Annotated in this window: 20 protein-coding genes; 10 read left to right on the top strand and 10 right to left on the bottom strand. The window is 72.0% G+C overall.

Features of this window, described 5'->3' with window-relative positions; translation table 11 throughout:
• Positions 1-181: 181 nt before the first annotated feature.
• Entirely contained in the window at positions 182-1,999 is a 1,818-nt protein-coding gene (locus tag ACFU8V_RS04415; protein WP_378869308.1) for a beta-galactosidase family protein, read from the bottom strand.
• Between the two features lie 93 nt (positions 2,000-2,092).
• Here ACFU8V_RS04415 and ACFU8V_RS04410 point away from each other — a divergent pair, with 93 nt between their 5' ends.
• A complete protein-coding gene (locus ACFU8V_RS04410; protein ID WP_025104712.1) occupies positions 2,093-3,127 on the top strand; it encodes a LacI family DNA-binding transcriptional regulator in 1,035 nt (344 codons plus the stop codon).
• Positions 3,128-3,136: 9 nt separating this feature from the next.
• On the opposite strand, the gene ACFU8V_RS04405 is transcribed toward ACFU8V_RS04410, so the two are convergent.
• From ACFU8V_RS04405 to purM, 3 genes are read right to left on the bottom strand one after another with little or no spacing between them, the layout of a single operon-like run.
• A complete protein-coding gene (locus ACFU8V_RS04405; RefSeq protein WP_249520689.1) occupies positions 3,137-4,459 on the bottom strand; it encodes a CynX/NimT family MFS transporter in 1,323 nt (440 codons plus the stop codon).
• Positions 4,459-5,931 (bottom strand): amidophosphoribosyltransferase, encoded by a 1,473-nt coding sequence (gene purF / locus ACFU8V_RS04400; protein WP_025104714.1) that lies wholly within the window; start codon positions 5,929-5,931, stop codon positions 4,459-4,461. The genes ACFU8V_RS04405 and purF overlap by 1 nt, the downstream gene beginning before the upstream one ends.
• A gap of 6 nt (positions 5,932-5,937) precedes the next feature.
• On the bottom strand, positions 5,938-7,050 hold the full coding sequence (gene purM / locus ACFU8V_RS04395; protein ID WP_378869303.1) for a phosphoribosylformylglycinamidine cyclo-ligase: 1,113 nt from the start codon (positions 7,048-7,050) through the stop codon (positions 5,938-5,940).
• A gap of 232 nt (positions 7,051-7,282) precedes the next feature.
• Here purM and ACFU8V_RS04390 point away from each other — a divergent pair, with 232 nt between their 5' ends.
• Entirely contained in the window at positions 7,283-8,788 is a 1,506-nt protein-coding gene (locus ACFU8V_RS04390) for a DUF5979 domain-containing protein (RefSeq protein WP_378869300.1), read from the top strand.
• Between the two features lie 73 nt (positions 8,789-8,861).
• Here the strand turns inward: ACFU8V_RS04390 and ACFU8V_RS04385 are convergent, their stop codons facing one another.
• From ACFU8V_RS04385 to ACFU8V_RS04375, 3 genes are read right to left on the bottom strand one after another with little or no spacing between them, the layout of a single operon-like run.
• Complete coding sequence (locus ACFU8V_RS04385; RefSeq protein ID WP_378869297.1) at positions 8,862-9,428, bottom strand: DUF3618 domain-containing protein; 567 nt, start codon at positions 9,426-9,428, stop codon at positions 8,862-8,864.
• Entirely contained in the window at positions 9,425-9,847 is a 423-nt protein-coding gene (locus tag ACFU8V_RS04380) for a phage holin family protein (protein WP_025104718.1), read from the bottom strand. The genes ACFU8V_RS04385 and ACFU8V_RS04380 overlap by 4 nt, the downstream gene beginning before the upstream one ends.
• On the bottom strand, positions 9,844-10,719 hold the full coding sequence (locus tag ACFU8V_RS04375) for a hypothetical protein (RefSeq protein ID WP_378869294.1): 876 nt from the start codon (positions 10,717-10,719) through the stop codon (positions 9,844-9,846). The genes ACFU8V_RS04380 and ACFU8V_RS04375 overlap by 4 nt, the downstream gene beginning before the upstream one ends.
• Positions 10,720-10,871: 152 nt before the next feature.
• Between ACFU8V_RS04375 and ACFU8V_RS04370 the strand changes: the two genes are divergently transcribed.
• Complete coding sequence (locus tag ACFU8V_RS04370; protein WP_029989711.1) at positions 10,872-11,477, top strand: hypothetical protein; 606 nt, start codon at positions 10,872-10,874, stop codon at positions 11,475-11,477.
• On the opposite strand, the gene ACFU8V_RS04365 is transcribed toward ACFU8V_RS04370, so the two are convergent.
• Both ACFU8V_RS04365 and ACFU8V_RS04360 read right to left on the bottom strand, forming a co-directional pair.
• On the bottom strand, positions 11,474-11,809 hold the full coding sequence (locus ACFU8V_RS04365) for a potassium transporter Trk (protein WP_378869291.1): 336 nt from the start codon (positions 11,807-11,809) through the stop codon (positions 11,474-11,476). The genes ACFU8V_RS04370 and ACFU8V_RS04365 overlap by 4 nt on opposite strands.
• A gap of 94 nt (positions 11,810-11,903) precedes the next feature.
• Entirely contained in the window at positions 11,904-15,350 is a 3,447-nt protein-coding gene (locus ACFU8V_RS04360; RefSeq protein WP_378869288.1) for an HtaA domain-containing protein, read from the bottom strand.
• A gap of 162 nt (positions 15,351-15,512) precedes the next feature.
• Between ACFU8V_RS04360 and ACFU8V_RS04355 the strand changes: the two genes are divergently transcribed.
• From ACFU8V_RS04355 to ACFU8V_RS04345, 3 genes are read left to right on the top strand one after another with little or no spacing between them, the layout of a single operon-like run.
• Positions 15,513-16,622, top strand: a complete 1,110-nt coding sequence (locus ACFU8V_RS04355) for a hemin ABC transporter substrate-binding protein (protein ID WP_378869285.1) — start codon at positions 15,513-15,515, stop codon at positions 16,620-16,622.
• The gene (locus ACFU8V_RS04350; protein ID WP_378869282.1) at positions 16,619-17,692 is read left to right on the top strand and encodes a FecCD family ABC transporter permease; all 1,074 of its coding nucleotides are present in this window, start codon (positions 16,619-16,621) and stop codon (positions 17,690-17,692) included. The genes ACFU8V_RS04355 and ACFU8V_RS04350 overlap by 4 nt, the downstream gene beginning before the upstream one ends.
• Complete coding sequence (locus ACFU8V_RS04345; protein WP_378869279.1) at positions 17,689-18,462, top strand: heme ABC transporter ATP-binding protein; 774 nt, start codon at positions 17,689-17,691, stop codon at positions 18,460-18,462. Before ACFU8V_RS04350 ends, ACFU8V_RS04345 begins: the two co-directional genes overlap by 4 nt.
• Here ACFU8V_RS04345 and ACFU8V_RS04340 read toward each other — a convergent pair.
• The gene (locus tag ACFU8V_RS04340; protein ID WP_217582796.1) at positions 18,459-18,827 is read right to left on the bottom strand and encodes a sterol carrier family protein; all 369 of its coding nucleotides are present in this window, start codon (positions 18,825-18,827) and stop codon (positions 18,459-18,461) included. The two genes, ACFU8V_RS04345 and ACFU8V_RS04340, sit on opposite strands and share 4 nt — an antisense overlap.
• Positions 18,828-18,876: 49 nt before the next feature.
• On the opposite strand from ACFU8V_RS04340, the gene ACFU8V_RS04335 reads away from it, so the two are divergent.
• The 4 genes from ACFU8V_RS04335 to ACFU8V_RS04320 all read left to right on the top strand — a co-directional run bounded on the left by ACFU8V_RS04335 (position 18,877) and on the right by ACFU8V_RS04320 (position 22,756).
• Positions 18,877-19,551: an NUDIX hydrolase gene (locus tag ACFU8V_RS04335; protein WP_378869276.1), complete on the top strand. Its 675-nt coding sequence runs from the start codon at positions 18,877-18,879 to the stop codon at positions 19,549-19,551.
• Positions 19,552-19,598: 47 nt separating this feature from the next.
• Positions 19,599-20,876, top strand: coding sequence for a phosphoribosylamine--glycine ligase (purD, locus tag ACFU8V_RS04330; RefSeq protein ID WP_378869273.1), 1,278 nt, complete (start codon positions 19,599-19,601; stop codon positions 20,874-20,876).
• Between the two features lie 111 nt (positions 20,877-20,987).
• On the top strand, positions 20,988-21,467 hold the full coding sequence (locus tag ACFU8V_RS04325; protein WP_161973070.1) for a helix-turn-helix domain-containing protein: 480 nt from the start codon (positions 20,988-20,990) through the stop codon (positions 21,465-21,467).
• Positions 21,464-22,756 carry an MFS transporter gene (locus ACFU8V_RS04320; RefSeq protein WP_378869270.1) on the top strand — a complete coding sequence of 431 codons (1,293 nt, stop codon included), beginning with the start codon at positions 21,464-21,466 and terminating at the stop codon, positions 22,754-22,756. Before ACFU8V_RS04325 ends, ACFU8V_RS04320 begins: the two co-directional genes overlap by 4 nt.
• Positions 22,757-22,840 lie beyond the last annotated feature (84 nt).

Below are 22,840 nucleotides of genomic sequence, written 5' to 3'. Positions count from 1 at the left end.
TGCCTCTCGAACGGTGCGACGGCCGGAGGAAAGGACGCCCCGATGCGCCGCAGGTGGATCATCGATCGGAACCGATGTTTGCGCTATCACCGTAGAGCGAGGGTGTGGCTTAAGACAAGAGTTGAACGCGAAGTATGCGCAAACATTGGCCGAAGGTCATCACCCGCGGCCCGTGTGCGGCTCAGGAGCCGATGAACTCCTCGGTCTCCCCGAAGGACGGCGCCTCCCGGATCTCCACCGTCGCCCCGAGGCCGTCGGTGTCGAGCACCACGATCTCGTTGCGCCCGGCACGCCACAGCGGCGCGGGGGCGTAGAGCGTCTCCTGCGGACCCACGCTCCAGTAACGTCCGAGCAGGAATCCGTTCAGCCACACCATGCCCTTGCCGCCGCCGGGGAAGGCGAGCCACGCGTCCAGCGGTTCAGCGACATCGAACCCGGCGACGGCGAGGCCGTCCTTTCCGCCCGACCCGGCGGCGTCCGCCGCCGGTGCCGTCTGCGGCAGGAGGCGATGCGTCCAGCCGTTCACAAGGCGGCGGCCGATCATCACACCGCGCATGATGCCCTTGCCCTCGCCGGTATACGGCCCGTAGTTGATGCGTCCGAGGCTCTCGACGACGAGCGTCAGCCGACCGGAGCCGCCGTCCACGGGGAGAGCGAGAGACGTCTCGCCGTCCCGCTCGAGCACACCGAGGCGACGGTCGTCGAGGAAGACGACCGCGCGATCGTGCAGGCCATCGATGGTCAGTGTCGCCTCGTCGGGGAACGACACGTCGGCCTCGTAGGCGACAAGGCCGTCCTCCGCCCCGAGCTGCTCGAAGGTGAGTGGACGGGGCGAGAGCGCGCCCGCCGCAGGGGTCGCCCGGACCACGTCGAGCAGAGCCGCCCGCGGCTCCAGGGGCGCGGACGCCGCGGACTGCCGCCGCGGCTGGTCGGGGACCGGCGGCAGCTCGTCCGCGTGGAAGGGGGCGAAGAGCGCGCGAAGCGCATGGAACTTCTTCCCGAGGGTGCCGTCCTCGCCGATCGGGGCGTCGGAGTCGTAGCTGGTCACCGTGGGCTGCAGCACGAGGTCGTGGTTCGCGCCGTTCCACAGGCCGAAGTTGGTGCCCCCGTGCGCCATGTAGAGGCTGACCGAACCGCCCTCGTCGAGGAGCTCGCGGATCGTCCCGCCCATGCTGTCCGCCGACCGCACATGGTGCCGCTCGCCCCAGTGGTCGAACCAGCCGCCCCAGAGCTCGCTGCACATGAGCGCCTCCCCGTGCCGACGCAGGGAGGCCGCCACCGGCACCCCGGTGCCGAAAGTGAACGTCGTCATCGCGCCCGGCACGCTCCCGTGCGCGATCATGTCCGGAGTGATCCCGTCGGCCGTCGTCAGCATCTCCACCATGCCCCGTCGCCGGAGCCCGTCACGCAGGTGGGCGAGGTAGGCGGCGTCGCTGCCGAACGATCCGTACTCGTTCTCGATCTGGATCGCCACGATCGGCCCGCCGTACGCGGCCTGCAGGGGCGCGAGCCGCGGAAGCAGCGCGTCGTACCAGGCATCGACGGCGGCGAGGAACGCGGGATCGCTCGTCCGCAGCGCCGCGACCCGCCCGGTGAGCCAGAAGGGGAGACCGCCGTTGGACCACTCCGCGCAGATATAGGGGCTCGGCCGGAGGAACACGTCGAGACCGACCTCGCCGGCCAGCCGCACGAAGCGCTCGACGTCCTGCCAGCCGTCGAAGCGGATGTCCCCTTCGACCCGTTCGTGGAAGTTCCAGGCGACATAGGTGTCGACCGTGTTCGCGCCCATCGCGGCGAGCCGGCGCAGGCGGTCCTCCCACTGGTCCGGGTGCACGCGGAAATAGTGGATCGAGCCCGACAGGATGCGGTGCGGCGCACCGTCGCGGAGGATCTCCCCGTCGCGCCAGGACAGGGCGGGGGCGCCGGGGGCGGCGGCGTCTGTCGGCGCGGCGACGGCGGTGGAGAAGCCGTCGGAAGCCGCGGCGAGAAGGTCGGACATTGCACTCCCAGCTGAATTGTTTGCGTTCACATTATCGCATCGCCGATGTCCGCGCTCCCTGGTTTTCCGCCGATGGATCGCTACCATTGGGGCATGTCCCCTCGCCGTCCGAAAGACGACCGCGCCCCCAGCCAGGTCGACGTCGCCCGCCTCGCCGGCGTCTCCACCCAGACCGTCTCGCGCGTGATGTCCGGACAGGACAACGTCCGCCCGGAGACCGCACGACGGGTTCTCGCCGCGGTCGAGGAGCTCGGCTACCGGGTGCACGCCGCCGCCGCGTCGCTCGCCTCGGGCCGCACCCGTGTGCTCGGCGTGATCGTGGTCTCGACCGATCGCTACTCCTCCGCCGCGCTCGGCGTCGGCATCCAGCAGGCCGCGGCGGCGAACGGCTACACCGTGACCACGGCGGCGGTGGCCGACCATGCCTCGGACGACGCGTTCCTCGAGGCCTTCGATCGCCTGGAGCGGCAGGGCGCGGAGGGCATCATCCTCGGTGTTCCGATCGCCCTGGACACGCCGGCGATGCGGGCGCGTACCGAACGGACGCCCGCCACCCGGAGTGAGCGCACCTCCCTCGAGGAGGACGCCCCGCTCGCGGTCGACCAGCGCGCGATCGCCCGCCTCGCCGTGGAGCATCTCCTCGACCTCGGCCACGAGACCGTGTGGCATGTCTCCGGCGACGACTACTGGACGGAGACGCAGCAGCGCAGCGAGGCCTGGGAGCAGACGCTCCGCGAGCGCGGCATCGTCCCGCCGCCCGTGATCCCGGCGGACTGGACCCCGGAGTCCGGGTACCGGGCGGGCCGCACGATCGCCGCGATCCCCGAGGCGACCGCGGTCTTCGTCAGCAGCGACGAGATGGCGTTCGGCCTCATCCGCGCCCTGCATGAGGCGGGGCGCAGCGTGCCGGAGGACATCTCCGTCGTGAGCGTCGACGACATCGCCCTCGCCGCCTACGCCTCCCCCGCCCTGACCACCGTCCGTCAGCCGTTCGAGGCCATGGGCCGCGCCGCCGCGCTGCGGCTCATCACCCAGATCGAGGGCCACGACCCGGTCGGCGAGATGCCCTCCACCGACCCGCAGCTCATCGTGCGCTCCTCGACCGCGCCGCCTCGCGTCACGCGTTGACGGCCATCGTCACCAGCGGCCGTGACGCCGCTCCCACTCGTCCTCGATCGTGCGGCGGCGACCGGCGATGATGCCCGCGGGCACCGAGACGACCAGCACCCCTGCCACCACGAGAAGCGGCACCTGCCACCCTCCGCTGGTGTCGTGGAGAAGGCCGACGAGGAGCGGGAACACCGCCGCGATCGCGTAGCCGATGCTCTGCACGAAGCCGCTGAGGGCGACTGCGCTCTCCGGCGTACGGGCCCGGATGCTCAGGAGCACGAGGCTCAGCGGGAACATGATCGCGGTGAGCCCGAAGATCGCCACCCACAGCGGCAGCGCGACGGTCGGGAAGAGCAGGAGACCGGCGAGCCCGACGAGACCGGCCACCACGGCCACGAAGAACAGCGGGCGGGTGGCCTGGAACCGCACGACGAGCACCGGCACGAGCATGGAGCAGGGCAGTCCGACGAGGGCGAAGAGCGAGAGCAGGAAGCCGGCGGTCGCCGGGGTCACGCCACCGAGGTCGACGAGGATGGTGGGCAGCCAGGCGAAGGCGACGTAGGCCATGGTCGACGACGTGCCGAACACGAGCGCGAGGGCCCACGCCAACGGCAGCCGCCAGAGCCGGCCGAAGACGCGGGGGCTCGCCGACTGCGTCGTGATCGGCCCGGTCGAGGCGGCGACCGCGTCGCGCACATCGTCCACGCCGTCGGTGGGGTCGGGAACCAGGAGCTCCGTCGGCACCGCGCGGTCGTCGCCGCGGGAGCGCACCAGCAGCGTGACCCAGGGCACGAGCGCGAGGGCGGCCACCACGCCCCACATACCCAGCGAGATCCGCCACCCGAGCGAGTCGGCGACGGGGACGGCGACCAGCGGCGGGAGGAAGGTCGAGACCGCGAGCGTCGTGGAGTATGCGGTCATCATGACGCCGAGCCGGTCGGCGAAGTACTTCTTGACCAGCGGCGGCAGCAGGACGTTGCCCGATCCCACACCGGCGAACACGACGGCGGTCGCGGCCAGCAGACTCCAGGAGTCGGGGGCGAGGCCGCGCAGCAGCATGCCCGCCGCCATCAGCACGATCGCCACGACCGCCATCCGCTCCAGCCCGAACCGGCGCTCGAACAGCGGGGTCAGCAGTCCGAACAGCGCGAAGCAGACGGGCGGAGCCGCGCCGATCAGCCCCACGATCACGGGGGCCACCGAGAAGTCCTCGGCGACGTGGTCGAGGACAGGAGAGAGCGAGGCGACCGCCGACCGCAGCGAGAACGCGACCAGCACGATCCCGATCAACGCGAGGGCGCGCCCCTGCCAGAGGGGTCGGCCCTGCGGCGAGCTCAGGGACCCGGACATCAAGAGGTCTGCGACCCCTCCACCCAGGCGAGGTACTCGTCGGTGACGGTGCCGGTGACGTAGCGGCCGTCGAAGCAGCTCATGTCGAGGTCTTCCAGTACGGAACCTTCGGTGATCGCGGCCTTCAGGTCGTCGACCTCCTGGTACACGAGGTGGTCGCAGCCCAGCTCCTCCGCGATCTCGGGGATCGTGCGGCCGTGGGCGATGAGCTCGTGCCGCGAGGGCATGTTGATGCCGTACACGTGCGGGTGCCGGACGGGCGGGGCGGCGGAGGCGAAGGTCACCGAGGCGGCTCCGGCATCCCGGGCCATCTGGATGATCTCCTTCGAGGTGGTGCCGCGCACGATGGAGTCGTCGATCAGCAGCACGTTCTTGCCCTGGAACTCCGTCGACATGGCGTTGAGCTTCTGACGGACGCTCTTCTTGCGCACCGCCTGCCCCGGCATGATGAAGGTGCGGCCGACGTAGCGGTTCTTGTAGAAGCCCTCGCGGTACTCGATGCCGAGCTTGCGGGCGACCTCCATGGCCGCGGGACGGGACGAGTCGGGGATCGGCATGACCACGTCGATCTTGTCCATCGGCACGTGCTTCGCGATCGTGTCGGCGAGCTTGTCGCCCATCCGCAGGCGGGACTCGTACACCGAGATGCCGTTCATGACGGAGTCGGGACGAGCGAGGTAGACGTACTCGAAGGCGCAGGGTGCGAGGTGCGTCTCGGTGGCGCACTGCTTCGTGAACAGCTCGCCCTCGTTCGTGATGAACACGGCCTCGCCGGGCTCGACCTCGCGCACGACCTCGTAGTCGCCGTTCTCCAGCACGAGGGACTCGCTCGCCACGACCCACTCGTCCTTGCCCTCGGCTCCGGGGACCGTGGAAGGGCGGCGGCCCAGGATCAGCGGACGGATGCCGAACGGATCGCGGAACGCGAGCAGGCCGTAGTTGGCGATGACGGCGATCACCGCGTACGCGCCCTCGATGCGGTCATGCGTGCGGGCGACGGCCTCGAAGATCCGGTCCGGGTCGAGGTCGACCGTGGAGGTCGTGGCCTGCAGCTCACCGGCGAGCACGTTGAGCAGCAGCTCGGTGTCGCTGGACGAGTTCAGGTGCCGACGGTCGCGCTGCGCCATGTCGGCGGCGAGCTCGCGCGTGTTCGTGAGATTGCCGTTGTGGATGAGGATGATGCCGTAGGGCGCGTTCACGTAGAACGGCTGCATCTCCTCTTCACTGGACGCGGTGCCCTTGGTGGCGTAGCGGACGTGGCCGAGACCGACGTTGCCCAGCAGTCCGCGCATGTCGCGGGTGCGGAACGCCTCGCGCACCATACCCTGGGCCTTGGCGTTGTGCATGACGCCGTTCGCCTCGGCGGTGGCGATGCCCGTCGCGTCCTGCCCGCGATGCTGCAGCAGCAGGAGGGCGTCGTAGATGTCCTGATTGACCGGGGCAGAGCCCACCATTCCGACGATGCCGCACATGGGCTCTTACTTCGCTCCGTCCGCGTAGGCGCCGACGAGGCGCACTGCTCCACCATCGACGCCCTTGGCGCCCTGTTCGAATTCGCCGGCCGGACGCGGGCCGAAGCCCACCGTGCCGACCTGCCAGGAGGGCATGCCCTCGGCGTTCAGCGCCGCGATCGCGGCGTCCGTCCTGTCCGCCGCCACCACGGCGAGGAATCCGATGCCGAGGTTCCAGGTGCCCTCGGCGGATTCCAGCGTGGAACCGGCGATGTCGCTCAGCACGCGGAACACCGGGCTCGGCGACCAGGTGCTGCGGTCGACCTCGACCCAGCTTCCCTGGGGGAGCACGCGCGCGAGGTTCGCCGCGATGCCGCCGCCGGTGACGTGGCTCAGCGCGTGGACCCCGCCGGAGGCCTCGATCAGGCGCAGCAGCGGCAGCGTGTAGAGGCGCGTGGGCTCGAGCAGAGCCTCGCCCCAGGTCGAACCGAAGTCTGCGGCGTTGTCGCCGTAGGAGATCCCGGCTCGGGTGATGATGTGGCGCACGAGCGAGTAGCCGTTGGAGTGCAGGCCGCTGGAGGCGACCGCGATGACCGCATCGCCGTCCTGCACGCGCTCCGCGCCGAGGATGGCGTCGGCCTCGATCACGCCCGTCGCCGCGCCGGCGACGTCGTAGTCGCGCGGACCCAGGAGACCGGGGTGCTCCGCCGTCTCGCCGCCGACGAGCGCGGTGCCCGTCGCGGCGCACGCCTCGGCGATGCCGCGCACGATGTCGGCGATCCGCTGGGGGACGACCTTGCCGCAGGCGATGTAGTCGGTCATGAACAGGGGCTTCGCGCCCACCACGACGATGTCGTCGACGACCATGCCGACCAGGTCCTGGCCGATCGTGTCGTGCTTGTCGATGGCCTGCGCGATGGCGACCTTGGTGCCGACGCCGTCGGTGCTGGTCGCGAGCAGCGGACGCCGGAAGTCGCGCAGGGCGCTGGCGTCGAACAGACCGGCGAAACCGCCGACACCGCCGAGCACCTCGGGGCCGTGCGTCGCGCGCACGGACGACTTCATCAGTTCGACGGCGAGGTCACCCGCCGCGGTGTCGACGCCGGCTTCGGAATAGGGGTTGGTGGGGGAGGCAGCCACTCGAACAGCCTACCGCCCGCGGGCGCCCCGTCGGCTCGCGGCCCGCTTCGAGCGCGGGGCGGATCGAGCGATACCGAAACGTCCTCATATGTAGCGTAATCATCCGCGCATGTGAGAGTCTGTCGGCGAATCGTGCGGGCTCGACGACCGGGTGTCCCGGAAAGAACAGGAGAGGTGGACTGTGCGCATACAGAAGAAGAGAACGGAGCGACGACGCAGGCGAAGCCGGGGCGTGGCGAGCAGCGCCGTCGCCCTCCTGGCCCTGGTCGGACTCGCGGTGCCGCCGACGGCGCAGGCGGCGGAGCTGGATGCCATCACGGCGGTGACGGTGGTGGAACCGACAGGCGACATCCACCTGTACGACACCCTCCGACTCGAGGCCACCTGGGCCGTTCCGGACAGCGCGCAACCGGGGGACACCTTCTCGCTCGCCTTTCCCACGACGCCCCGCTTCGTCGGGGTGGCTGCGACGTTCCCCCTGCGGGACCCCGCCGGCGCGACCGTCGGCACCTGCACCGTCGCGGCGACCGCCATCGCCTGCACGCTGAGCGACTACGTCCTCACGCATGACAACGTCCACGGCACCCTGTTCTTCCAGATGAAGGCGGAGGAGTCCACCGAGGAGGACACCGTGACGTTCACCACCGGGGACGGTGGTCCGATCACCGTGGAGATCCCCGGCGGCGGCGTGGGCCCCCAGCGCCCGGAGCCGGTGCCGACGGATGCGACCAAGTCGGGCGTGCAGACGACCGACGGGACGATCGAGTGGTACATCTGGGTCCCCGGACGACTGCTCGGTGGAGAACGCCCGACCCTCACGGACACCGCGACCCCGGGACTGAACCTGCTGCCCGACACCGTGGCGATCGGCTCGGTCGCGACCGACGCGTGGGCAGGCGGCCTGTTCGACCCGGCGGACTTCCACCCGCTCTCAGCGGGGTCGGACTTCGTCCTCACGCCGGGCGACGCCGGCTCGTCGTTCACCGTGGAGCTCACGGCGCCGGCGCAGGCCGACCGCCTGTATCGGCTGTCGTATCAGACCGAGCTGCCGGCGGATGCGCACAACGGCCAGGTGTTCGCGAACACCGTCTCCGGATCGAGCGTCACCACCACCACGGCGACCGTGACCGCGAGCGTGGCGGGCGGCGACGGCGAAGGGGACGGGCGCGGCGGGTTCTCGGTCGCGAAACGAATCGTCGGCGAGGGAGCATCCCTCGTCCCGGCCGATGCGACGTTCGCCGTCGACTACTCCTACCCCACCGCGGACGGTGCGGTGACCGGAACGCTCATGCTGCCCGCGGACGGCACCGCGCGCGACGTCGCGCAGATCCCGGTGGGCGCGGTCGTGACGCTGTCCGAGCACACCGCGGAGGCCGTGCCCGGTGTCGTGTGGGGAAGCCCGCAGTTCACCGGCGACGGGGTGACCGCGACCGACGGAGGCGCACAGCTCACGATCAGCGCGGATTCCGTCGTGACCGTCGAGCTGCGCAACCCGACCACGCTCTCCCCGCCATCCCCGACCACCCCGCCGACCACGGTCGAGCCACCCTCCCCCTCGGCTCCCGCGACGCCGCCCGCTCCCCCCTCCCGGGGCCTCGCGGCCACCGGCGGCGACGCCGGCGGCCTGATCGGACTCGCCGCCGGGGCGGTGCTGGCCCTCGCGGCGGGGGTCCTGCTCAGCCGGCGCGTCCGGACCCGCGCAGACTCCGCACCGGGACGCACCGGCATCGAGACCTGACCCGGCCCTCGGCACGCGAAGGGCCCGGTCCGACGGATCGGACCGGGCCCTTCATGTGGCGGGTGCGCGGGCATCAGTTCCCGCCGGCGACGTTGTCGCGGGCGTCCTGCGCACTGCTCTTGACCTCGTCGACCGCGTGGGTCGCGTCGTCACGGACGTGGGCGGCGGCACCGGCGGCCTCGTCCTTGACGGTGGCGAAGGCCTCCTGCGCCGGCTCCTTGAGATCCTGGCCGATGGTCTTGGCGACGTCGGTCGCCTCGTCGACGAGAGGCTGCGCCTTCTCCTTGATGTCCTCGGCCAGTTCCTTCTCCTTCGAGGAGGCGGGGATGACGGCGGCCACGACGAGCCCCGCAGCGAAGGCCATGAGCCCCACCGCCAGCGGATTGCCCTGCGCCTTGGCCACGGTGTGCCGTCCGGCGTCGGCGACCGAGGAGGATGCGTCCCCCAATCGGTCCCCGGCGTCGTCGGCGGCGCCCATGACACGGTCGACCGCCGAGCGCACGGCGCCCTTCATCTTCTGCGTCTGCCGGTGCACGACCTTCGAGGGGGTGACCTTGTCGGCGAGGGCATCGACATCCCTGCCGAACTCCGCTCGGGTCCGCTCGATGTCGGCGCGGATCGCGTCGGGTGAGTCGCTCATTTGTTCTCCTCATTCCTCTTCACCGCATCAGGGATGCGCTTGAGGCTGTCCACGGTGCGCGGAGCCCCTTCGATGCTCTTCAACTGCTTGCGTCCCATCACGAACAGGACGAGGGCGATCAGCGCCCAGATGACGGCGACGATCACGGCCGACCAGCCGAGGCCGGTGACGTAGGCGCCGAGGGCCCACCAGAGGGCGACCGACAGGAAGAACACGGCCATGAGTGCGCCGTATCCCGCTCCGCCGAGCATCCCCGCCCCCCGGCCCGCGCGCGTGGCGGACTGCTTGAGCTCGGCCTTGGCCAGCTCCAGCTCCTGCCGCATGAGGGTCGACAGATCGGTGGTGACCTCGCTGAGCAGATCGCCGAGTGACGTGGTCTCGGCCTTCTGCTCCGAGGGCGTGGGGGTGGCGTCGGTCATGGTCGCCCCTCTTCGTCGGATCCGCGGGTGGCGGCGTCGGTGCGGTCGTAGAGCGGGGTGTCCCCGTCGTCGACCGTCTCGCCGCGCGGCGTGACGCCCCACGGGGCGGTGCCGGCATCGATCCCGCTCATGCCGTCCGGCGCTCCGGGCACGGTGCCGTCGGTGGGCAGCGGCGGCTCACCGAGAGTGGTGTTCTCTGCGGTGCCCGCGCCTCCGACCACTCCCGCGGCGCCCGCGCTGCCGGGGACGGCGCCGGGCGTGGTCGCCGGGGCGACGACGGGACGCGGCGGGACCGCGGGGGCCGCCGCTCCCGCCACCGACGGGGAGCCGGAGCCCGATGCCGCGCCGGACGAGGCGGACTCCGCCGCACCCTCGGAGAGCGCCCTGGTCAGCCGGCCGGCGACGAGACCGGCGAGCGCAGCCACCGCGATGAACGTGCCGGGCTTCGCCCGCGCGTAGGACTTCACCTCGGTGAGCAGCGAACCGGGGTCGCGGTCGCCGATCCAGCCCGCGATGCCCTGGATGCGTGTCGACGCCTGGCGCACGAGGTCGGCGGCGACACCGCCGTCGGACCGCTCCGCCATCGTGCCCAGCTCCCCGCCCACGGACCGGAGTCCGTCCGCGACGCGGCGCTGCTGCACCGCCGCCTGCTCCGACAGCTCCGTCTTGGTCTGGTGGTACAGGTCGCGCACCTGATCCTTGGCTTCGTGGGCGACCGCCCCGGCTTCGGCCTTCGCCGTCTCGACGACGTCCGCGGCCTGGCCCTTCGCCGTGTCGGCGACACCCGCGGCCTCATGCGCGGCGGTCCGGACGGTGCCCGGAGACTCGGTCGTACCGCTGCCCGCGGCACCTTCTGCATTGCTCTGCGACATCGTTCTTCCTCTCGACTCCCGCCGACGGCCGCCGGCGTGTGAGCAGGTCTACCCCCGGGTGCGGCGATCACAGCGAGGGTTGACGCGGCTCGCAGTGGGCATTACCGTGCCGGGACTCCGCACGGCTGCCGCACCCGCCTACGATGGGGGCCATGGCCGACAAGCCGCAGTGGCTCATCCGCGAAGACGCGAGCGTCCCCGTGCTCGTCGCGCTCGCCCTGCGCCAGCTGCTGGGCATCAGGGCGCCCCTCGATCTGCCGTCCCTCCGCGACCTGTCCGTGCGCGCGCCCGATGCTCCGGACGCCTCCCCCGAGGTCGAGACGCAGTGGCAGGGCTACTGGGACATGACCGTGGAGCCGCGGGCCCACCACTCCGGCGTCCCGCTCGAGCTGATCGACGGTTTCGACACCCTGGTGGCCCTCCCGGCGACCGGCGCCGAAGCGCTCTCGACCGCGATCCGTCCGCATGCCGGCACTGCGCTCCGGTATGCCAACGCCGCGCACGACCGATACGTCGGGTCGATGAAGAGCCACACGGGCGGAGACGCCTATCGGGCGTACGCGAGCGCGATCGCGGAGTTCGAACGCGATATCGGGCGCCGCGCGCACTCGTTCGAGCTGAACGTGCAGGTGCTGCCGCTGTCGCAGCGCGGGATCTGGTGGATCGGCGACCTCACGGTCGCGGTGACCGATGGGCTCCGCCGGGACGTCGTGGCGTTCGACTCCGCCATCCGTCCCGTGATCGCCGAGCTCGCCTAGGCGCGGTCGGTCGTCGTGTCGTCCTCGTCGATGACGGTCTCCCGGTCGACCCTCATGACGCGGTCATGGCGGCGGGCGATCCGCTCGAGAACGAGACCGGCGACGCCACCCAGCGCCAGCCCGATCGGCACGGTCCACAGCAGCAGGAAGCCGAAGACCTGACCAGGCGGGTAGACAACGTCGAGCGCCTGCGACTGCTCGAAGCTGCCGACCATGGTCAGGATGCCGGCGGCGATGATGCCCAGCACGACCCCGATGCCCATGAGCACGCCGTACCGCGGTACGCGGCGCACGGTCGCTTCGACGGTCTGGTGGGTGTCGTGGGAGGGCATGCCTCCATTGTCCCACCCTCTGCGGGCGTACGCAGCCGCACGCGGAACCGCCCTCCCCGATCACCGGGGAGGGCGGTTCCGGTAGCCGCCGGACTCAGACCTCGGTCGTCGTCTCGGCCGGCTCCCCCCTCCGGGTGCGCCGCACGATCAGCACCCCGCCCGTCGCGGCCAGCGCCACGACCACCAGACCGCCCACGATCCAGGGCCACACCGGAGCCTCCTCGGTGGCGACCGGCGCGCTGATCGCGGTCACCGCCGCGTCCGCCTCGGCCTCCGGCTCGGACTCCTCCTCGGCGGGAGTGCCGCAGGCGCCGTCGACCGGGATCACGGCGGACACCGGGTCGAGCTCCTCGCCCGCCTCATACGTGCCGAACGCGGAGGCACCGGCCGCTGTCAGCGTCGTGGGAACCGCATCGAGGGTCAGCGCGCCGTCGACGACGGCGGCGTCCGCGAGCGCGAACTCGGCGAGACGCACCCCCTCTTGTGCCACGGCTTCTCCGGCCTGCGTGGTTCCGGTCACGTCGAACACGAGGTAGCCGGTGTCGCCCGTGAGCTCGACGCGCGCGTTCGCCAGCGTCGTGTTCAGCGCCCCATCGTGGCCCGTGAAGGTGATGCTGCCGCCGTAGGTGACCAGACCCGAGCCCGCCGCGTCGTCCAGCGAACCGGTGCCGTTCGACCACACGAAGGCGGGGTACTCGTAGGCCACGTCGGTGAGCGTCCAGCCGCCCCGCGCGATGCCCTCGATGTACGTGCGGAACGACTCCTTGTAGCCCCAGTGCAGGGTCGCCCCCTCGACCGTGCACACGCCGATCTCCGTGGTCGCTCTGGCGAGCGTGAACGCGAGACCGCGATCGACCGAGCCCTGGAAGGTGAGCGTGTGCTCGCCGTCCGCGAGTGTGGCCGGGAGGGCACCCGACCACGTCGCGACGCCCGCCGCGTCGGCCGTCACCGTGCCGAGCAGCACCGGGGTCGAGTACACGACCACCTTGATGCCCTCCTCGTTCGCACGGAAGCCGGAGGCGGAGACCGTGGCCGTCTTCCCGGCGGCGAGCGCGGCGAGGTTCTCCTCGTCGACCTCGATGCCGGCCGCCGTCGGCGCGGTCGTCGGGAGCGTGGCCTTCGGGACGACCGCGGCCGCCGCGACCGTTCCCGTCGTACCCGACGGAGCGGCGGCGACGGAGCCGATCGTGAACGAGACGGGGTTGAGCGTGGTGCCGTACCCCGAGAGGACGCGGTCGCGTCCGGCATCCGTGAGGGCGGCGGGTGCCGCCGTGTAGGTTACGGCGCCACCGGCCGTCGTGCGGACGGCGCGGGAGAGGTCGAGGGTCGCGAACGGCACCTGCGCACCCCCGCTCGTCACGAACAGCGTGGCGGAGGACGCCGAGGTGATCCGGATCATCGGATCGGCGACCGTGACGTCGAGCACCCCGTGGTGGCCGGTGAAGCGCACGGCACCGCGGTAGACGACACTGCCGCGTCCGGAAGCCGCGTCGAAGTCGCCGCCCACGGTCTGCCCGAACTGGAACTGGCCGCCGGACCGGGTGGCGCCACCGGACACGGCGATCGCGCCCTGGGCGATCGGGCCGGTGATGTAGTTCGTGAACGAGGACGAGATGGCCCAGCGCAGCGACCCGCCGGGGACGGTCGCGGCCGGCTTCGCCGGCGTCACCGGGGGCATCGGCGTGACCGGGGGCTTCGGCTCGGTCGGCTTCTCGCCGAGCAGTGCGCGCCACTGCGCGTCGGTGATCGTGACCGCTGCGCGCGCGTAGATGGTGTCGGCGGTCGGCATCGTGTGCTGCTGCCACACGATCGCCTCGTATGTCTTCGTCCGGTCGAGGTTCTTCGCCGCCGCGTTCAGGTCGACGGCGAAGACTCCGAAGCCGATGTTCCGGACGTACTGCATGGCGAGGAAGCCGCCGCCGGCGGTCACCTCGGACTCCGTCCCCGCCTCGATGAGCGCCACGTAGGCGCCGGTGACCGCGCCGAGCTCCGCGGCAGTGACCTTCACCGTGAGCCCGTCCGCGGCGGTGGCGCCGGTGACGGCGGTCGTGACCGACGGTCCGGAGGAGGGCAGCAAGGCGTTCCACTGCGCGTCGGTGACCGTGACGGTGGAGCGCGCGTAGATGGTGTCCGCGGTCGGCATCGTGTGCTGCTGCCACACGATCACCTCGTACGTCTTCGAGCGGTCCAGAGCACTCGCCGCCGCGGTCAGGTCGACGCTGAAGCCGCCGCCGGTGATGCCGCGCACGTACTGCATCGCGAGGAAGCCGCCTCCGGCGGTGACGTCGGCCTCCGTACCCTTCTCGATCAGCGCGGCGTAGGCACCGGTGACGGCACCGAGCTTCGTCGCCGCGGCCGTGACCGTGAGGCCGTCCTCGGCGGTCGCCGCGGTCACGGTGGTCGTCAGCCCCGAGGCGATGCGGTAGTCCAGAGCGACGCTGCGCTCCTGGTCGGCGTTGACGACACCGCCTGCCGGGTAGGTGTACACGCCGTAGGAGCCGGGCGTCGCCGGGGTGTCCTTGAGCGTGAGCGTGACCTGGAACGAGCCGTCGGGCGAGATGTCCACCCACTGGGCGCGGATCGCACCCTGGTACTGCGTCGGGACCTGGGTCAGCACATCCTCGGCGAGCGCCCAGGCCTGAGCACCGACCGAACGCGCCGAGGACGGCGCCCCCTGCGAGGGCTGCCACGTCGCGGCGAAGTTGCCGAAGACCACATAGGCGCCCTGGGGCAGATTCGACGGGATCGGGACGCCGCGTCCGCCGACGTTCGCGGCCGGGTCGTATCCGGTGCCCTTGACGACGATCTCGTCGCCGGCCTGGAGGCGAGCGCCCGCAGCGGGCGTCGTGCCGTCGGCGAGGAACACCTCGATGGCGGCTTCGGCGGGCGCCGGCTCGGTCTCGCCCGGGGCCGTCTCCCCGGGCTCCGTCTCCCCGGGCTCGGCCTCCCCGGGCTCGGTCTCCCCGGGCTCGGTCTCTCCGGGCTCCGTCTCGCCGGGAGTCGTCTCCCCCGGCTCCGTCTCGCCTGGAGTCGTCTCTCCCGGCTCCGTCTCACCCGGCTCGACGGGCGTCGTTCCGAAGACCGTGTCCCACTGCGCAGCTGTCACCGTGACGTCGCCGCGGCCGTAGATCGTGGCGGCTGTCGGCGCGGTGTGCTGCTGCCAGACGAGCACCTCGTACGTCTTCGTCCGGTCCAGGGACGCCACGGGCGCCTGCAGCGTGAAGGACGCGGCCCCCTGCTGCACGCTCGGGAAGGGCAGCGCGAACGCGGCGTAGCCACCACCGGCGGAGATGCCGCTCTCGGTGCCCGACACGATCAGTGCGGCATAGACGCCCGTCACGTCGGGCAGGCCCTCGGCCCGCACCTGCACGGTGAGGCCGCTGGTGTCGGCGGACGACACCGCCGCGGTGACGGTCGCCGCAGCCGCGTGGGCCGGTGGGCTGACCATCGCCCCGGCGGCGACGAGGACGAAGGAGACGAGGGCGGCGAGCAGGACACGCAGGCGTGTGCTCGCTGAGGGCGTATGTGCTGTGGCGTTCACGGTTCTCCGCGGCGCGCCGGGCGCGATCGATCGCGCGCCCCTGCGGCGCCGCACGGCAGTCGGGCGAGGGTGGACTTTGGTTAGGCTTGGCTAAGCAAGCCGCCGATCCCGAGCGTAGAGGGGCGCCAGTGAGGGCGTCAAGTTTTAGGATAGCCTTGCCTAATGCGACGCGCTCCTGCCCTGCTTCTCGCCGCCGCGTTGGCCCTCGGACTGGCCGCGTGCGCCGGGTCGGACTCCGGCCCCGGGTCGGCGGCACCCCCTGTCGACGACGCCTGCCCGCAGGCCTCGACTCCTCTCGCCGATCTGGACCTGGTCGCCGACGTGCGCGCAGCGACGGGCCCCTCGACCGCGTGCCTCGCGAGTCACGCGGTCGCGCCCGTCGATGACGACACCGCCCCGGCGCTCCCGGTCACCGTGACCGACAGCGAAGGCCGCGAGGTCGAGATCACGGATGTCGATCGCATCCTCCCGATCGACATCTCCGGCACGATCGCCGCCACGGTGTTCGCGCTCGGGCTCGGCGATCAGGTCGTCGGACGTGACGCGTCCACGCAGTTCCCCGGCACCGAGGATCTCCCGGTCGTCACCAAGACCGGGCACACGCTCAACCCGGAGGCCATCCTCGAACTGGCCCCGACCGTCGTGCTCACCGACACCACGATCGGCCCGAAGGAGGTCCGCCAGCAGCTGCGGGATGCGGGCATCGCGGTCGTCGTCATCTCCAGCGACCGCCGGATCGACACCACCGACGCGCTCGTGACGGAGATCGCCACGGCCCTCGGCGTCCCGACGCGTGGCACGGCGCTCATCGCCCGCCTCGACACCGAGCTCGACGCCGCCATCGCGGAGATCGCCGAAGTCACCCCGTCCGCCGCGACGGACCGCGCACGCATGCTCTTCCTGTACGTACGCGGGAGCGCCAACGTGTACTACATCTTCGGCGAGGACTCCGGGGCGGACTCCCTCATCGATGCGGTCGGCGGTGTCGACGTCGCGGAGGAGATCGGCTGGGAGGGCATGAAGCCGATGACCGCGGAAGCACTCGTCGCCGCGCAGCCCGACGTGCTCGTGATGATGACGGACGGGTTGGAATCGGTGGGCGGCGTCGACGGGCTCATCGAACGCATCCCCGCCATCGCCGAGACCCCCGCAGGAGCACACCGGCGGGTGATCGACATGGCGGACGCCGAGATCCTCAGCTTCGGCCCCCGGTCGGCCGATGTGATCAGCGCCCTCGCCCGGGCCCTGTACGCGCCGGAACCCGCCTCGTGACCGGCGAGGTCGTCACCCCGACGCCGACCCGGCATCGGGGACTACGCTTCGCGACGGTCGTCATCGCCCTCGTCATCGGCCTTCTCGTCACGGGCGTCGCGTCGATCACGAGCGGGCAGTACGACCTGTCGCCGACCGCGCTCCTGGACGTCCTGTTGCGCGGCCTCGGCATCGACACCGCCGGGACTCCGGCCGCGGCGACCGACGACGGCGTGATCTACAACCTCCGCCTCCCCCGACTGGTCCTCGGCCTGCTCGTCGGCGCCGCGCTCGCGGTCTCCGGCGTGCTCATGCAGGCCATCTTCGGCAACCCTCTCGCGGACGCCGGCGTCATCGGCGTCTCCTCCGGCGCGGCGCTCGGAGCGGCGGCCAGCATCACGTTCGGCCTGGCCACCTTCGGCATGTGGACCACGCCCGCCTTCGCCTTCCTCGGGGGTCTCGCGGCCGTCTTCTCCGTCTACCTCCTGAGCCGCTCCGGCGGTCGCACCGAAGTGGTCACGCTGCTGCTCACCGGCATCGCGATCAACGCCATCGCTGGCGCCGGCATGGCCTTCCTCACGTTCCTCGGCACGACCTCGACGCGCGAGCAGATCGTGTTCTGGCAGCTCGGCTCGCTGAACGGCGCCCTCTGGTCGAACATCCAGCTCGTCGCGCCGCTCGTTGCGATCGGGATCGTCGTCGCCCTGATCGTGGCGCCGGGTCTGGATCTCTTCGCCCTCGGCGAGCGCACCGCCCGGCACCTGGGCGTGCCGGTCGAGCTGCTGCGGATGGTCGTGATCGTCACGGTGGCACTGCTCGTCTGCGCCGCGGTCGCCTTCGCGGGGATCATCGGGTTCGCGGGCCTCGTCGTGCCCCACCTGATGCGCATGCTGATCGGCCCCGCACACCTCCCGCTCGTGATCGCCTCCGCCCTCGGCGGCGCGCTCCTCATCGCGGCCGCCGACCTCGTGGCGCGCACGGCGGTGCCGCTCGCGGACCTCCCCATCGGCATGATCACGTCCCTCGTGGGCGGCCCGTTCTTCCTCTGGCTCCTCGTGCGGACGCGGCGGCGGTCGGGAGGATGGGCGTGAGCCCGCGCCTGAGGGGCCAGGGGCTCACGGTGCGGGTCGGGGACGGACGCACCATCCTCGACGACGCGGCCATCTCCATCCACGCCGGCGAGGTGCACGCCCTCGTCGGGCCGAACGGCGCGGGCAAGTCCACCCTGTTCGGCGTGCTCGCGGGGGACGTCGCTCCGGTGTCCGGCACCGTCCTCCTCGACGGCCGTCCGGTCGCGGGTGTCCGTCCCCGCGACCTCGCCCGGCAACGCGCCGTGCTGCTGCAGGAGAACGCCGTCACCTTCCCCTTCACGGTCGAGCAGGTCGTGCGGATGGGACGCACGCCGTGGGCGCGGAGCCCGGCCGCCGAGGAGGACGACAGCGTCGTGGCGGCGGCGATGGCGACGACCGAGGTCACGGCGCTGCGGGAGCGCTCCGTCCCCTCGCTCTCCGGGGGTGAGCGCGCGCGGGTGGCGCTGGCCCGCGTGCTCGCCCAGGACACCGGGATCCTGTTGCTCGACGAGCCGACGGCGGCCCTGGACCTCAAGCATCACGAAGACGTCATGCGGGTGATCCGCAGGCGGGCGGAGGCCGGGGTCGCGGTCGCGGTCGTGCTGCACGACCTCAACGCCGCTCTCGCGCATGCGGACCGCGTCACTCTGCTCGCGGGCGGTCGGGTCTCCGCCACCGGCACGCCGGCCGAGGTCCTCACGGCCGCACGGATCGAGGAGGTCTACGGGCAGCCCGTCGATGTCTTCCCGCACCCGCACACCGGGGTGCCGCTCGTCGTGGCCCGGCGCTAGGGGCGCAGCGGGAGGACTCCCGTGAGATCCGCGCGCGTGCCCGAGGCGTGGATGCGTCCGGCCGTCGCGGCGTCCGCCCATGCCTCCGCGCCGGTCGCGACCGCGATCCAGGTGGCGGCGTCCATCTCCACCACGTTCGGCGGAGTCCCACGGGTGTGCCGCGGCCCCTGGATCACCTGCACGGCTCCGAACGGCGGGACGCGCACCTCGACGCTGTTGCCCGGTGCCTTCTCGTCGAGCAGCTGCAGCAGGTAGCGCACCGCGGTGGCGAGCTCCGGCCGCGCCGGCTTCGTCCCCGCGGCCTCGGCGTCGCGCACGGCACCGAGCGCCGCGCGTCCGTCGACGATGTCGATCTTCCTGGCCATCCCCCCACCCTAGATCCGCCGCGGCGGCCCCGGTCATAAGCTCGATGGCATGAGCATGCATCCCCAGGGCGCCCGCGCCGAGCTGCTCGCCGCCGCGGCCGACCACTCCTGGAGCGTGCCGATCCCTCCGCTCGGGGATCCGGGCCGCGCCCACGACGCCTCGGTCCTCATCCTCTTCGGCGTCCTCGACCGCATCCCCGCACCGACCGTCGACGCGGCCGTCGCGCGCGACCTCGACGTCCTGCTGCAGCGTCGCGCCCCGACCCTCTCCTCCCATCCGGGCCAGGTCTCCTTCCCCGGCGGGCGCGCCGAAACGGCCGATGCCGACGCCGTCGCCACGGCGCTGCGCGAGGCCGAGGAGGAGACCGGCCTCGATCCCGCGGGAGTCGAGGTGCTCGCCACGCTCCCCGTGATCCCCCTCGCCGCGAGCAACCACCTGGTCACCCCGGTGCTCGCCTGGTGGCAGTCGCCGTCGCGCGTCGTCGCCGTCGACCACGCGGAGACCGTCGAGGTGTTCCGCGTCCCCGTCGCGCAGCTCCTCGACCCGGCGACCCGCTTCACCTCGACCCTGTCCCGTGCCGGGCGCACGTTCCGCGGGCCCGCGTTCGACGTCGACGGCACGATCGTGTGGGGCTTCACCGCCATGGTGCTCGACGCCCTGTTCGACGCCACCGGCTGGACCGTGCCCTGGGACACGGCGGACGAGCGTCCCATCGAGCTCTGACCGGGACCGACCGAAACCCCGCGCACGCGCCTCGATAGGCTGGACGGGTGAAGATCCTCGTCCTCGGTTCCGGTGCCCGTGAGCACGCGATCATCCTGGCGCTGCGCGCCGAGTCCCCCGCGCACGAGATCCTCGTCGCCCCCGGCAACGCGGGCATCGCGCAGGACGCGACACCCGTCGCCCTCGACCCGCTGGACGGCGCCGCGGTCACGGCCTTCGCGAACGAGCACGCGGTCGACCTCGTCGTCATCGGCCCGGAGGCCCCTCTCGTGGCGGGCGTCGCGGACGAGCTCCGGGGCCGCGGCATCCCCGTCTTCGGGCCGGGCAAGGCCGCCGCGCAGCTCGAGGGCTCCAAGGCCTTCGCCAAGCGCGTCATGGACGCCGCCGGCGTGCCAACGGGCCGCGCGGTCCGCGCCGCCACGGTCGCCGAGGTCGAGTCCGCGTTCGGCGAGCTCGGAGCCCCCTACGTCGTCAAGGCCGATGGGCTCGCTGCGGGCAAGGGCGTCATCGTCACCTCCGACCGCGCCGAGGCCCTGGCCCACGCGGAGCAGTACCTCCCGGCCGGTCCCGTCCTCGTCGAGGAGTTCCTGTCCGGCCCCGAGGTCTCGCTGTTCTTCCTCAGCGACGGCGACACCGTGCGCGCGCTCAGCCCGGCACAGGACTTCAAGCGGGCCCTCGACGGCGACGCCGGCCCCAACACCGGCGGCATGGGGGCGTACTCGCCGCTGCCCTGGCTCGCGGAGCAGTTCGGCAGCGAGCAGGCGTTCGTGGAAGAGGTCACCCGCGACGTCGCCCTCCCGGTCGTCCGGCAGCTCGACGCGGAGGGGACCCCGTTCATCGGTCTCCTCTACGCCGGTCTCATCCTCACCCCGCAGGGCGTGCGCGTGATCGAGTTCAACGCACGCTTCGGCGACCCGGAGACCCAGGTCGTGCTGCCGCGACTGGAGACCCCGCTGTCCCAGCTCCTCTTCGCCGCCGCCTCCGGCACGCTCGAGGACCAGCCGGAGCCCGTGTTCCGCGATGAGGTCGCGATCACCGTGGTCCTGGCGAGCGAGGGGTACCCGGAGGCGCCGCAGACGGGGCGCCCGATCGAGGGTCTGGACGAGGCCGCCGCCGTGGAGGGTGTCCGCCTGGTGCACGCCGCGACCGCGAGCCCCGACGCCCCGGGGGGTTCGCTCATCGCGACGGGTGGCCGTGTCCTGAACGTGGTCGCCGTGGCCCCGGACTTCCGCACCGCCCGCGACCGCGCCTACGACGCCCTCGGCCGCATCCGCCTCGAGGGGTCCCACCACCGCACCGACATCGCTGCCCGCGTCGCTGACTGACCGACCCCGTTGAAGTAGCGCAAATGGCTGCATCCCGACCGGGAATGCAGCCATTTGGGCGATTCGAAGCGGATGCTTGACAAGCCTCACTTTCTTCAAGAAAGTAGCAGGATGCCGCTCCGCTCCGACTGGTCCTCCGCGTCCTGCCCGATCGCCCGCGCCGCCGATGTGATCGCCGACCCGTGGGTTCTCCTCATCCTGCGAGAGCTCTTCTCGGGCCGCACCCGGTTCGACGAGCTGCGAGACGCCTCCGGCGCCGCGGACTCGGTCCTGGCACGTCGGCTCGCCCTGATGACGGAGGCCGGACTCGTGACCCGGGACGACCGCGGCGAAGGACGGAAGGGGTACCGGCTCACCGCAGCCGGCGAGGAGACGCTGCCCATCCTGCATGCGTACGCACGGTTCTCCCGCCGCACCGACCCCGAGGGCCCGTGGGGACTGGTCGTGTCCTGTGCCCGGTGCGGGACCGCCGCCGAGTCCGCGGACTGGTGCTCCCGGTGCGCCGCTCCCCTCGACGCCGACAGCACTCTCTGGGCGCGACGGAGCATGGGCGGCGAGCCCTTCGCCCTGCACGGCGGACACGCCGCATGACCGCCGAGTCCGTCGACCGCCCCGCCAAGACCCGTCGCCGCCTCCACCCCGCGTGGACGGTCGCACTCGTCGCCCTCATCGCCCTCATCGGCGCCGCGGGATTCCGCGCCGCCCCTGGGGTGCTCATGGTCCCGCTCGAGGAGGAGTTCGGCTGGACCACGGCCGAGCTCTCCCTCGCCGTCTCCGTCAACCTCCTGCTCTACGGCCTGATCGCTCCTTTCGCCGCGGCGCTGATGCAACGGTTCGGCATCCGCGCGGTGACGGTCGTCGCGCTGTTCGTGATCGGCGCCGGGGCCGCGCTCAGCGTCTTCGTCGCGACACCCGGCCAGCTCATCCTCACGTGGGGCGTGCTGATCGGCCTCGGGACGGGATCGATGGCTCTGGTGTTCGCGGCCACCATCACCGACACGTGGTTCGCCACCCGGCGCGGGCTGGTCTCGGGCGTGCTCACCGCCGGCAGCGCGACGGGACAGCTCATCTTCCTCCCGGTGATCGCGGCCGCGGCGGAGGACATCGGCTGGCGCGGAGCCTCGCTCGTCATCGCGGGCGGCGCGCTCGCCGTGGTGCCCCTCGTCTGGATCTTCCTCCGCAACCGCCCGAGCGACCTCGGCGTCGCACGCTATGGCGAGAGCGCGGAGCCCATCGCCTCCGCTCCGCGCCCCCGCGGGACGGCGTGGGGTGCCGCTCGACTCGCGCTGACGACGCTCCGTGACGCCGCCCGCACGCGGACGTTCTGGGCTCTGGCCGCCGGTTTCGCTATCTGCGGCGCCACGACGAACGGCCTGATCGGCACGCACTTCATCCCGAGCGCCCATGACCATGGGATGCCGACGACGACGGCCGCCGGCCTGCTCGCGGTCGTCGGCGTGTTCGACATCCTCGGCACCGTGTTCTCCGGATGGTTGACCGACCGGGTGAATCCGCGCATCCTGCTCGCCGCCTACTACGCCCTCCGCGGCGTGAGCCTGGTGTTCCTGCCGAGCCTGCTCTCGGCGGAGGTGCAGCCGAGCATCGTGGTGTTCATCGTGATCTACGGCCTGGACTGGGTCGCGACGGTGCCGCCGACGATCGCCCTCTGCCGGGAGGTCTTCCGCGACCGCGGACCCCTGGTCTTCGGGTGGGTGTTCGCGGCGCACCAGATCGGCGCCGGCATCGCGTCCGTCCTCGCCGGGCTCGTACGGGACCACACCGGCCACTACACCGCGGCCTGGTTCGCCGCCGCGGGCCTGTGCGCCGTCGCCGCTCTCGTCAGTGCGACGATTCGTCGGCGACCGTCCCCGTTGAAGTAGCGGGGGGGGGGGGGGCCTCCAAAAGAGGGGGAGAAGGGGCTATGCGTTCACAAGGGAAGAGGGAAGCTGAGAAAAGGGAACGTG

The sequence above is a fragment of the Microbacterium sp. NPDC057658 genome (assembly GCF_042799975.1).
Taxonomy (GTDB): domain Bacteria; phylum Actinomycetota; class Actinomycetes; order Actinomycetales; family Microbacteriaceae; genus Microbacterium.
This window is presented reverse-complemented; position numbering and strand designations above follow the sequence as displayed.

Coding starts and splice junctions, on each gene's coding strand:
- ACFU8V_RS04415 (WP_378869308.1), bottom strand. CDS start 1,999: ATGTCCGACCTTCTCGCCGCGGCTTCCGACGGCTTCTCCACCGCCGTC.
- ACFU8V_RS04410 (WP_025104712.1), top strand. CDS start 2,093: ATGTCCCCTCGCCGTCCGAAAGACGACCGCGCCCCCAGCCAGGTCGAC.
- ACFU8V_RS04405 (WP_249520689.1), bottom strand. CDS start 4,459: ATGTCCGGGTCCCTGAGCTCGCCGCAGGGCCGACCCCTCTGGCAGGGG.
- purF (WP_025104714.1), bottom strand. CDS start 5,931: ATGTGCGGCATCGTCGGAATGGTGGGCTCTGCCCCGGTCAATCAGGAC.
- ACFU8V_RS04385 (WP_378869297.1), bottom strand. CDS start 9,428: ATGAGCGACTCACCCGACGCGATCCGCGCCGACATCGAGCGGACCCGA.
- ACFU8V_RS04380 (WP_025104718.1), bottom strand. CDS start 9,847: ATGACCGACGCCACCCCCACGCCCTCGGAGCAGAAGGCCGAGACCACG.
- ACFU8V_RS04375 (WP_378869294.1), bottom strand. CDS start 10,719: ATGTCGCAGAGCAATGCAGAAGGTGCCGCGGGCAGCGGTACGACCGAG.
- ACFU8V_RS04370 (WP_029989711.1), top strand. CDS start 10,872: ATGGCCGACAAGCCGCAGTGGCTCATCCGCGAAGACGCGAGCGTCCCC.
- ACFU8V_RS04365 (WP_378869291.1), bottom strand. CDS start 11,809: ATGCCCTCCCACGACACCCACCAGACCGTCGAAGCGACCGTGCGCCGC.
- ACFU8V_RS04355 (WP_378869285.1), top strand. CDS start 15,513: ATGCGACGCGCTCCTGCCCTGCTTCTCGCCGCCGCGTTGGCCCTCGGA.
- ACFU8V_RS04340 (WP_217582796.1), bottom strand. CDS start 18,827: ATGGCCAGGAAGATCGACATCGTCGACGGACGCGCGGCGCTCGGTGCC.
- ACFU8V_RS04335 (WP_378869276.1), top strand. CDS start 18,877: ATGAGCATGCATCCCCAGGGCGCCCGCGCCGAGCTGCTCGCCGCCGCG.
- ACFU8V_RS04325 (WP_161973070.1), top strand. CDS start 20,988: ATGCCGCTCCGCTCCGACTGGTCCTCCGCGTCCTGCCCGATCGCCCGC.
- ACFU8V_RS04320 (WP_378869270.1), top strand. CDS start 21,464: ATGACCGCCGAGTCCGTCGACCGCCCCGCCAAGACCCGTCGCCGCCTC.